This window comes from Nocardiopsis lambiniae, assembly GCF_031845465.1.
GTDB lineage: Bacteria > Actinomycetota > Actinomycetes > Streptosporangiales > Streptosporangiaceae > Nocardiopsis > Nocardiopsis lambiniae.
This window is the reverse complement of record NZ_JAVREP010000003.1, coordinates 121723-134561: the sequence shown is the minus strand read 5'-3', so window position 1 is coordinate 134561 and position 12839 is coordinate 121723. Positions and strand designations below refer to the sequence as shown.

General features: G+C 70.9%; 1 protein-coding gene. It reads right to left on the bottom strand.

All coding sequences use genetic code 11. The features are described from left to right. Positions 1–162: 162 nt before the first annotated feature. The gene (locus RM479_RS06635) at positions 163–12774 is read right to left on the bottom strand and encodes a non-ribosomal peptide synthetase (protein WP_311510827.1); all 12612 of its coding nucleotides are present in this window, start codon (positions 12772–12774) and stop codon (positions 163–165) included. Positions 12775–12839 lie beyond the last annotated feature (65 nt).

Here is a 12839-nt window from a genome sequence, read left to right as displayed (position 1 = left end):
GGGCCCCGTCGCTCGGCAGGTGCGCGGGCAGGGTGGGCGGCAGTTGGCTCCCGGCACGGCGGGCGACCGGAGCCGCGGCCCGGGTTCCGGCGGTCGACCGGACCCGGGCACGCGGCGGGCGGGGCGGGCACCGGGCCGTCCGCGCCGGTGCCGCCCCGCGGCTCAGAGCCGTGCGCCCCGGTGGGTGCGCCGACTCAGCTTGGGCCGGGTCCGCCTGGTGGGCGGTGCCTGATCGATCCGCTGGACCAGTTCCGCGACGGTGGGGGTGCGGAAGAGGTCCTTGAGGGTGACCTCCGCGCCGTGCGAGGCACGGATGCGGGCGATGAGGCGGGTGGCCAGCAGGGAGTGGCCGCCCAGATCGAAGAACGAGTCGTCGATCGTCACCGAGTCCAACCCCAGCACCTCGGCGAACAACCCGCACAACACCTCCTCACGGGCGTCACGCGGAGCACGCCCGCTGGAGAGCGCCGCGAAATCCGGTTCGGGCAACGCACGCCGATCCACCTTGCCGTTGGCCGTCAACGGCAACCGCTCCAGCACCACCACCGCCGACGGCACCATGTGCTCCGGCAACACCGACGCCACCGACGAACGAAGCCCGACCGGGTCCGGGTCCGCCCCCGGCTCCAGGGCCACATGAGCGACCAGACGCCGCTCACCCACCGTCGCACCCCAGGCCGTCACCACCGCGGCGGCCACCTGAGGCAACGCCGTGAGCACCGCCTCCACCTCTCCGGGCTCGATGCGGAAGCCGCGGATCTTCACCTGACCGTCCGCGCGACCCACGACCACCAGCTCGCCGTCCTCGGTCCACCGACCCAGGTCACCGGTCCGGTAGATCCGTTCGCCGGGTCCGCCGAACGGGTCCGGCAGGAACCGCTCCGCGGTGTCGCCGGGGCGGCCCACGTACCCGTAAGCCAGGCCGACACCCGCGGCGTAGACCTCGCCGGCCACACCCGGCGGGACCGGACGCAGCCACTCGTCCAGCACGTACACCCGCTTGCCCGCGAGGGGCCCTCCCACCGGAACGCGACCTTCTGCGGTGGCGGTGAGAGTGAGGGCGTTGGTGAAGATCATCGCCTCGGCGGGACCGTACCCGTGGACCAACCGCACACCGGGGAACATCGCACGGAAACGACGCAGGTGCTCCACCGACGGCGACTCACCACCCGTCATCACCTGCCGCACCGAGGAGAACACCCCCGGATGCTCGTCCAACAACAGGTTGAACAACCCCGCCGACAACCACAACGTGGTCACCGACTCCCGCCTGACGAGATCCACGATCCGGTCCGGTTCCGGCGAACGCTCCGGCTGGAGCACACACGCCGCACCCGACAACAACGCACCCCAGAACTCCAACACGAACCCGTCCCACGACACCGGCGCACACTGCAACCACACGTGATCCGGACCGAAATCCACGTAGTCCTGCCCCACGAACGTCCCCACCACCGCACGATGCGAGGTCAACACACCCTTGGGACGACCCGTCGAACCCGACGTGAAGATCACGGACATCCCCTCGTCCGGGGTGACCCCCGCACACGGAGCGACACCGGACTCTCGCCCGATCACCTCCGCGTGCTCGTCCACCAGCACCGGCGGCACCACCGCGGGAACCCGATCCGCCCAGACCCCACGCGTCACCACCGCCCGCACACCCGCACTCCCGGCCAACGACCGCAACCGCTCATCCGGGAAACCCGCATCCAACAACAGGTAGGGGGCACCGGCCTTGGTCGCCGCCACCACGGTGACGGCCAGCTCCACACCGCGGTCGAGCAGGACGCCCACCGCCTCACCCCGGCACACACCCCGCGCGACCAGGTGATGCGCCAGCCGGTTGGCGCGCGCATCCAGCTCCGCGTAGGTCAACCGCTCACCACCGAACACCACCGCCACCGCGTCCGGATCACGACGCACGTGCTCCTCGAACACCTCCGCAACCGTCCGATCCACCACACCCGCACCGGTCGCGTTCCACGCCTCCAGAGCGACACGGTCCTCGGCCGAGACCACGTCCACACCCAGCATCCGAACCCCCGGGTCGGCCACGGCCTGCTCCAACACCCGGACCAGCACACCGGCCAGACGCCGCACGGTCGACTCCTCGAACAGATCGGACGCGAACCCCACCCGACCGGAGAGTCCGCCGGAACCGACCTCGAAGCCGATGCTGAGGTCGAACTTGGCGACGTCGAGGTCGTCGTCCAGGTCCGGCTCCGCGGTGACGCCGCCCAGGTCCATCACCAGGTCGTCACCGTGTCTGAGGGTGAGCATGACCTGGAAGAGCGGGTTGCGCCCCGCCGAACGCACCGGGTTCAACGCCTCCACCAGCAGGTCGAACGGCACGTCCGCGTGCTCCAGATCCGCCAGTGACCGCTCCCGCACCCGACCCAGCAACTCCGCGAAGGTCGGATCACCGGCCACGTCCACCCGCGAGACCACCGTGTTCACGAAGAACCCGACCACGTCCTCCAGGCCGCTCCCACCGCGTCCGGCGACCGGTGTGCCCAGCGGCACATCGGTCCCCGCACCCAACCGGGACAACGCCGCGGCCACAGCAGCCTGCAACACCATGTGCGCCGTCGCACCGTGCTCCCGCGCCACCCGCTCCACCGCAGCACCCAGACCCGGGGGCAGCTCCAACGGCACCGAACCACCCCGGTGCGACGCCGCCACGGGCCGAGGACGGTCATAGGGCAACGCCAACTCCTCCGGCGCACCCTCCAAAGCACCCTTCCAGTACCCCACCTGACCCGCCAGAACGCTCCCCTCGTCCTGCGCCGAGCCCAGCCACTCCCGCTGCCACAACGCGAAGTCCGCGTACTGGACGGGAAGCGCGGGGCGGTCGTCGGCCACGCCGCGCAGGCGGGCCGCATAGGACCGTTCCAGGTCGCGCAGCAGCGGGACGAGGGACGCGCCGTCACCAGCGATGTGGTGCAGCAGCAGCTCCAGTCGGTGCCCGGAGTCCGATTCCATCAGCCGGGCGCGCACCGGAAGGTCGGCGGACAGGTCGAACCGGTACCCGGACAGGGCGGGCAGACCATCGGATTCCCGTTCGAAGACCAGCGCCCCGCGTGCGGCCACCGGGTCCAGGACGTGCTGGTACGGCTCGCCGTCCGCATCACGGAACACCGTCCGCAGCGACTCGTGCCGCTCCACCACATCCCCCAGCGCCGCCTCCAACGCCACCGCGTCCACGGGGCCCGACAGACGCAGCACCACCGGAATGTTGTACGTCGCGCTCGGACCCTCCAACCGGTCCAGGAACCACAACCGCCGCTGCGCGAACGACAACGGAACCCGCTCCGGACGCTCCCGGGGTGCCAGGCGGACGGATCCGCCGCCGTCCTCGGGAGCCGCCCGGTCCAGCACCGAGGACAGGGAGAGCACGGCGGGGTGGGAGAAGAGGTCCCGCAGGGTGACCTCGACACCGAACGCCTCCCGCACCCGTCCGATCAACCGGGCCGCCAGCAGGGAGTGGCCGCCCAGGTCGAAGAACGAGTCGTCGATGGTCACCGAGTCCAACCCCAGCACCTCGGCGAACAACCCGCACAACACCTCCTCACGTGCGTCACGCGGAGCACGCCCGCTGGAGAGCGCCGCGAAATCCGGTTCGGGCAACGCACGCCGATCCACCTTGCCGTTGGCCGTCAACGGCAACCGCTCCAGCACCACCACCGCCGACGGCACCATGTGCTCCGGCAACACCGAAGCCGCGGCCACCCGAACCCGGACCGGGTCCACCTCCGTGTCAGCGACCGGGACGACATAGGCGACCAGGCGCCGCTCACCGACCGTGTCCCCGTGTACGACGACCGTCGCGTGGTCCACACCGCAGGTTCCGGCGAGGGCGTTCTCGACCTCTCCGGGTTCGATGCGGAAGCCGCGGATCTTCACCTGACCGTCCGCGCGACCCACGACCACCAGCTCGCCGTCCTCGGTCCACCGGCCCAGGTCACCGGTCCGGTAGATCCGTTCGCCGGGTCCGCCGAACGGGTCCGGCAGGAACCGCTCCGCCGTCTGACCGGGAAGCCCCAGATAACCGTCCGCCAGGCCGACGCCCGCGGCGTAGACCTCGCCGACGACGCCGACGGGCACCTGCCGCAACCTGCCGTCGAGCACATGGACCCGCTTGCCCGCCAGGGGAGGCCCCACCGGGACCCGCCCCTCGGGGATCTCCCCCAGCGTCACGGCGTTGGTGAAGATCATCGCCTCGGCGGGACCGTACCCGTGCACCAACCGCACACCGGGGAACATCGCACGGAAGCGGCGCAGGTGCTCCACCGACGGGGCCTCACCACCCGTCATCACCTGCCGCACCGAGGAGAACACCCCCGGATGCTCGTCCAACAACAGGTTGAACAACCCCGCCGACAACCACAACGTGCTCACACCGTGCTCGACGGCAAGGGAGGCCATCAGAGCGGGCTCGGGGGACCGCCCCGGCTGGAGCACACACGCCGCACCCGACAACAACGCACCCCAGAACTCCAACACGAACCCGTCCCACGACACCGGCGCGCACTGCAACCACACGTGATCCGGACCGAAATCCACGTAGTCCTGCCCCACGAACGTCCCCACCACCGCACGATGCGAGGTCAACACACCCTTGGGACGACCCGTCGAACCCGACGTGAAGATCACGGACATCCCCTCGTCCGGGGTGACCCCCGCACACGGAGCGACACCGGACTCTCGCCCGATCACCTCCGCGTGCTCGTCCACCAGCACCGGCGGCACCACCGCGGGAACCCGATCCGCCCAGACCCCACGCGTCACCACCGCCCGCACACCCGCACTCCCGGCCAACGACCGCAACCGCTCATCCGGGAAACCCGCATCCAGCAACAGATAAGGCAGGCCCGCCTTGACCGCCGCGACCACGGCCACCGCCAACTCCACACCGCGCTCCAGCAGCACACCGACGGTGTCACCGCGGGAGAGCCCGTCCCCGACCAGACGGTGGGCGAGCCGGTTGGCGCGCGCGTCCAGCTCCGCGTAGGTCAACCGCTGTTCGCCGAACACCACCGCCACCGCGTCCGGATCACGACGCACGTGCTCCTCGAACACCTCCGCAACCGTCCGATCCACCACACCCGCACCGGTCGCGTTCCACGCCTCCAGAGCGACACGGTCCTCGGCCGAGACCACGTCCACACCCTCGACCCGGCCGTCCGGGCACGCCGTGATCCGGTCCAGGACACGGACCAGCACACCCGCCAGACGCCGCACGGTCGACTCCTCGAACAGATCGGACGCGAACCCCACCCGACCGGAGAGTCCGCCAGGGCCGGAACGGAACGCCACCGTGAGATCGAACTTGGCCGCCTCGACGACGTCGTTCTCCTCGACGACCGCACCGCCGCGGCCGACGTCGAAGTGGGCCGGAGCGTCGTGTTCGAGGGTGAGCATGACCTGGAAGAGCGGGTTGCGCCCCGCCGAACGCACCGGGTTCAACGCCTCCACGAGCAGGTCGAACGGCACGTCCGCGTGCTCCAGATCCGCCAGTGACCGCTCCCGCACCCGACCCAGCAACTCCGCGAACGAGGGGTCACCGGCCAGGTCCACCCGCGAGACCACCGTGTTCACGAAGAACCCGACCGCATCCTCCAACGAGCGGTCCGACCGACCCGCCACCGGCGTACCCAGGGGAACGTCGGTCCCCGCACCCAACCGGGACAACGCCACCGCCACAGCCGCCTGCAACACCATGTGCGCCGTCGCACCGTGTTCGCGGGCCACCCGCTCCACCGCAGCACCCAGACCCGGGGGCAGCTCCAACGGCACCGAACCACCCCGGTGCGACGCCGCCACGGGCCGAGGACGGTCATAGGGCAACGCCAACTCCTCCGGCGCACCCTCCAAAGCACCCTTCCAGTACCCCACCTGACCCGCCAGAACGCTCCCCTCGTCCTGCGCCGAGCCCAGCCACTCCCGCTGCCACAACGCGAAGTCCGCGTACTGCACCGGCAACGGCGCCCACCCGGGAACACCTCCGCTGACCCTGGCCCGATAGGCCGCCTCCAGATCACGCAGCAGCGGACCCATCGAGGCCCCGTCACCCGCGATGTGGTGCAGCAGGATCTCCAGGCACCATCCGTCAACGGCCCCGGTGAACCGGGCGCGCACCGGAAGATCGGCCGCCAGGTCGAACCGGTACGCCGAGAGCGGCGGAGCGTGGTCGACCCCCCGCTCGAACACCAGCGCCCCGCGCGCGGCCACCGGGTCCAGGACGTGCTGGTACGGCTCGCCGTCAGCCTCGCGGAACACCGTCCGCAGCGACTCGTGCCGCTCCACCACATCCCCCAGCGCCGCCTCCAACGCCACCGGGTCGGGCAGGTGCGCGAACCGCAGGCGGTAGGGGATGTTGTACGTCGCGCTCGGACCCTCCAACCGGTCCAGGAACCACAACCGCCGCTGCGCGAACGACAACGGAACCCGCTCCGGACGCTCCCGGGGCAGCAGGCGCGGGCGCGCGTCGTCGTCCCGGGAGCCGTCGGCCAGCACGGCGGAGAGTTCCGCGACGGTGGGGGTGCGGAAGAGGTCCTTGAGGGTGACCTCAGCGCCGTGCGAGGCACGGATGCGGGCGATGAGGCGGGTGGCCAGCAGGGAGTGGCCGCCCAGGTCGAAGAACGAGTCGTCGATGGTCACCGAGTCCAACCCCAGCACCTCGGCGAACAACCCGCACAACACCTCCTCACGTGCGTCACGCGGAGCACGCCCGCTGGAGAGCGCCGCGAAATCCGGTTCGGGCAACGCACGCCGATCCACCTTGCCGTTGGCCGTCAACGGCAACCGCTCCAGCACCACCACCGCCGACGGCACCATGTGCTCCGGCAACACCGACGCCAGCGCGCTCCTCAGCGAGGCGCCGTCGACGCCGGCACCCACGCCGTCCTCGGCGGGGACGGCGTAACCGACGAGGCGACGGTCACCGGAGCGGTCTTGCCACACGGTCACGACGGCGGCAGCGACGCGGGGCAGGGAGGCGAGGGCGTTCTCGACCTCTCCGGGCTCGATGCGGAAGCCGCGGATCTTGACCTGGCCGTCGGCCCGGCCCACGACCACCAGCTCGCCGTCCTCGGTCCACCGACCCAGGTCACCGGTCCGGTAGATCCGTTCGCCGGGTCCCCCGAACGGGTCCGGCAGGAACCGCTCCGCAGTGGCACCCGGACGACCCACGTACCCGTGCGCCAGGCCGACGCCCGCGGCGTAGACCTCGCCGACGACGCCGACGGGCACCCGCCGCAGCCGGCCGTCGAGCACATGGACCCGCTTGCCCGCCAGGGGAGGCCCCACCGGGACCCGCCCCTCGGGGATCTCCCCCAGCGTCACCGCATTGGTGAAGATCATCGCCTCGGCGGGACCGTACCCGTGCACCAACCGCACATCCGGGAACATCGCACGGAAGCGACGCAGGTGCTCCACCGACGGCGACTCACCACCCGTCATCACCTGCCGCACCGAGGAGAACACCCCCGGATGCTCGTCCAACAACAGGTTGAACAACCCCGCCGACAACCACAACGTGGTCACCGACTCCCGCCTGACGAGATCCACGATCCGGTCCGGTTCCGGCGAACGCTCCGGCTGGAGCACACACGCCGCACCCGACAACAACGCACCCCAGAACTCCAACACGAACCCGTCCCACGACACCGGCGCACACTGCAACCACACGTGATCCGGACCGAAATCCACGTAGTCCTGCCCCACGAACGTCCCCACCACCGCACGATGCGAGGTCAACACACCCTTGGGACGACCCGTCGAACCCGACGTGAAAATGACACCGAACGCGTCCTGGGGGACCACACCCGCGACCACGGTCGTGGCCGCACAGGCGGCGATCACCTCCGCGTGCTCGTCCACCAGCACCGTGATCCGGTCACCGGTGACCCGGTCCCCGAAGGCCGCGCGGCCGATGACGCACCGGACCCGCGCCGCGTCGGCCAGGGACCGCAGCCGCTCGTCGGGAAAACCGGGATCGAGCAGGAGCGAGGGGGCACCGGCCTTGGCGGCGGCCAGCACGGCCACGGCCAGCTCGACACCACGATCGAGCAGGACCGCCACCGGATCACCCCGGCGCACACCCCGCGCGACCAGGTGATGCGCCAGCCGGTTGGCGCGCGCATCCAGCTCCGCGTAGGTCAACCGCTGTTCGCCGAACACCACCGCCACCGCGTCCGGATCACGACGCACGTGCTCCTCGAACACCTCCGGAACCGTCCGATCCACCACACCCGCACCGGTCGCGTTCCACGCCTCCAAGGCCGAAAGGTCCGCGTCGGAGACCACGTCCACACCCTCGACCCGGCCGTCCGGGCACGCCGTGATCCGGTCCAGGACACGGACCAGCACACCCGCCAGACGCCGCGCGGTGGACTCCTCGAAGAGGTCGGAAGCGAACCCCACCCGCCCGGCCAGGACACCGTCCGGGGAACGGGAGAAGGCCAGGTGCAGGTCGAACTTGGCGGCCTCGTAATCGGTGTCCAGCGCGGGCAGTGCCCGGACTCCGGCGAGGTCCAGGGGTTCCATGACCTCGTGTTCGAGGGTGAGCATGACCTGGAAGAGCGGGTTGCGCCCCGCCGAACGCACCGGGTTCAACGCCTCGACCAACACGTCGAACGGCACGTCGGCGTGCTCCAGGTCCGCCAGGAACCGATCCCGCACCCGACCCAGCAACTCCCCGAAGGTCGGATCACCGGCCACGTCCACCCGGGAGACCACGGTGTTCACGAAGAACCCGACCACGTCCTCCAACGAGCGGTCCGACCGACCCGCCACCGGCGTACCCAGGGGAACGTCGGTCCCCGCACCCAACCGGGACAACGCCACCGCCACAGCCGCCTGCAACACCATGTGCGCCGTCGCACCGTGTTCGCGGGCCACCCGCTCCACCGCCGCACCCAGACCCGGGGGCAGCTCCAACGGCACCGAACCACCCCGGTGCGAGGCCACCGCCGGCCGCGGACGGTCGTAGGGCAACGCCAACTCCTCCGGCGCACCCTCCAACACCTCCCGCCAGTACCCCACCTGACGGGCCGGCACACCACCCTCGTCCTCGGACGACCCCAGCCACTCCCGCTGCCACAACGCGAAGTCCGCGTACTGCACCGGCAGCGGCGCCCACTGCGGGACATCTCCACGCACCCGAGCCCCGTAGGCGATCTCCAGATCACGCAGCAGCGGCCCCATCGAGGCCCCGTCGCCCGCGATGTGGTGCAACAAGAGTTCCAGGCGGTGCCCGGAGACCGACCGGGTCAGCCGCGCGCGGACCGGGAGGTCGGCCGCGAGGTCGAACCGGTGCGCCGAGAGCGGCACCACCCCGGGGGAACCCGGCAGGTCCGGGGCGTCCACGTGTTCCACGACGATCGCGTCACGTGCTCGTCCGGGGTCCAGGACGTGCTGGTAGGGCTCACCGTCCACGGCCGGGAACACCGTGCGCAGCGACTCGTGCCGCTCCACCACGTCCCCCAGCGCCGCCTCCAACGCCACCGCGTCCACCGCGCCCGACAGACGCAGCACCACCGGAATGTTGTACGTCGCGCTCGGACCCTCCAACCGGTCCAGGAACCACAACCGCCGCTGCGCGAACGACAACGGAACCCGCTCCGGGCGGGTGGTGCGGGTGGGGACGATCCGGTCCGCACCGCGGGTAACGCCACCGGACGCCCGCTCGGCCAGCACCGCGACCGTGGGGTGCGCGAACAGCTCCCGCAGGGTGACCTCGACGCCGAACGCCTCCCGCACCCGGCCGATGAGGCGGGTGGCCAGCAGGGAGTGGCCGCCCAGATCGAAGAACGAGTCGTCGATGGTCACCGAGTCCAACCCCAGCACCTCGGCGAACAACCCGCACAACACCTCCTCACGGGCATCACGCGGAGCACGCCCGCTGGAGAGCGCCGCGAAATCCGGTTCCGGCAACGCACGCCGATCCACCTTGCCGTTCGCCGTCAACGGCAACCGCTCCAGCACCACCACCGCCGACGGCACCATGTGCTCCGGCAACACCGACGCCACCGACGAACGAAGCCCGACCGGGTCCGGGTCCGCCCCCGGCTCCAGGGCCACATGAGCGACCAGACGCCGCTCACCCACCGTCGCACCCCAGGCCGTCACCACCGCGGCGGCCACCTGAGGCAACGCCGTGAGTACCGCCTCCACCTCTCCGGGCTCGACGCGGAAGCCGCGGATCTTCACCTGACCGTCCGCGCGACCCACGACCACCAGCTCGCCGTCCTCGGTCCACCGACCCAGGTCACCGGTCCGGTAGATCCGCTCGCCGGGTCCGCCGAACGGGTCCGGCAGGAACCGCTCCGCCGTCTGACCGGGAAGCCCCAGATAACCGTCCGCCAGACCCACCCCGGCCGCGTACACCTCACCGACCACACCCGGCGGAACAGGACGCAACCGCTCGTCCAGCACGTACACCCGCTTGCCCGCCAGCGGAGGCCCCACCGGGACCCGCCCCTCGGGGATCTCCCCCAGCGTCACGGCGTTGGTGAAGATCATCGCCTCGGCGGGACCGTACCCGTGGACCAACCGCACACCGGGGAACATCGCACGGAAACGACGCAGGTGCTCCACCGACGGGGCCTCACCACCCGTCATCACCTGCCGCACCGAGGAGAACACCCCCGGATGCTCGTCCAACAACAGGTTGAACAACCCCGCCGACAACCACAACGTGGTCACCGACTCCCGCCTGACGAGATCCACGATCCGGTCCGGTTCCGGCGAACGCTCCGGCTGGAGCACACACGCCGCACCCGACAACAACGCACCCCAGAACTCCAACACGAACCCGTCCCACGACACCGGCGCGCACTGCAACCACACGTGATCCGGACCGAAATCCACGTAGTCCTGCCCCACGAACGTCCCCACCACCGCACGATGGGAGGTCAACACACCCTTGGGACGACCCGTCGAACCCGACGTGAAAATGACACCGAACGCGTCCTGAGGGACCACACCCGCGACCACGGTCGTGGCCGCACAGGCGGCGATCACCTCCGTGTGCTCGTCCACCAGCACCGGCGGCACCACCGCGGGAACCCGATCCGCCCAGACCCCACGCGTCACCACCGCCCGCACACCCGCACTCCCGGCCAACGACCGCAACCGCTCATCCGGGAAACCCGAGTCCAACAACAGGTAGGGGGCACCGGCCTTGGTCGCCGCGACCACGGCCACCGCCAACTCCACACCGCGCTCCAGGAGAATGCCGACGGTGTCGCCACGAGAGAGCCCGACCTCGACCAGGTGATGCGCCAGCCGGTTGGCGCGCGCGTCCAGCTCCGCGTAGGTCAACCGCTGTTCGCCGAACACCACCGCCACCGCGTCCGGATCACGACGCACGTGCTCCTCGAACACCTCCGCAACCGTCCGATCCACCACACCCGCACCGGTCGCGTTGAACTCCGTGAGCTGGCGGCGCCGGTCCCCGGGGGCCATGCCGTCGGCGTCGCGCAGCAGGAGGTCGGGGTCGGCGCACAGGCGGGACAGCAGCACCTCGAAGCTGAGGCGGTGGCGTTCCAGCTCCCGCTCGGAGTAGACGGCCGGGTTGGCGTCGAAGTCGATCGTGAGGGCTCCCCCGCGACCGCGCTGGAGAACGTCGATCCGCAGCTCCTCGATGGGCCCCTGGAAGATGTTGTGCGGCCGGGCCGGCAGGCCGGCGAACGAGAGGTCGTAGTCGAACGCCATGATGTTGACGATCGGGCCGCACTCGTGGCGAGCGTCCGCGGTCTGCCCCAGCACGCGCAGGGTCGAGGCGATCGGGTGGCGCTGGTGGGGCAGGCAGGCACGCAGCTCGGCGGCCACCGACCGGGCCAGTTCCGCGAAGGTGAGGTCCGGGGCGGTCCGGCAGCGCAGCGGAACCACGTTGGACTGCATGCCGGGCGTCCGGCGGCTCAGCGGGGTGGTGCGCGCCGCGACGGGGAGGCTGAGCAGGAGGTCGTCCTCACCCGACCACTGGCGGGTGAAAACGGCGGCCACCGCCATCAGGACCTGCTTCCACCCGGTGCCGATCCGCTCGGCGGCGGCCTCGATGCGGGTGAGCTCCTCCGGTGGGACGGTGAAACTGGAGCGCAGGTGCCGGTGCGAGGGGGGCGCGGTGCGGCCGGTCAGGGAGGTGAAGGCGGGAGCCCCTGCCAGGCGCTCCTCCCAGTGGGCGCGGTCGGCCACGCCCTCCCCGCCGTCCCGGTAGCGCAGGTCCTCCTCCAGGAGGTCGCGCAGGGAGCCGAAGGCCGGTGCGGGCTCCTCCCCCGCGGCCAGCTTCGTGTAGACGTCGGCGATACGGCGAGCCAGGAGCATGAAGGTGTAGCCGTCGACGACCAGGTGGTGCGCCCGGGTGTACCAGAGGTGGCTGTCCTCGCCGGTGCGGAACAGGACGAAGGCGCACAGCGCGTCGGAGCGGGGGTCCGGGGCGTGGGCCACGTCCCGCCTCATCCACTCCAGGGCGGCGGCGTGCGGGTCGTCCTCACCGCGCAGATCGATGAGGCGCAGCGGCAGGCGGATGTCGGGATCGGGGTGCTGTACGGGCCCGTCGTCGGTCTCGGTGAAGCGCAGGCGCAGGTTCTCCGCCTCCGCAACGACCAGGTCGACGGTCCGGGCGAGCAGCGCGGCGTCCAGCGCGCCGTCGATCTCGTAGTACTCGGCGTTGACGAACATGGGGGTCCGGGGGTCCGCCTGCTGGGCGAACCAGATCCCCTTCTGCGACTCACTCAGCGGCCAGGTCTGGTCAAGGTGGGGGGACATCGCACGGTTCCTCGTCGGTCGGGGGATCCCAGGGATCGCCAATGCGGTACGAGGAGAAACGTAGT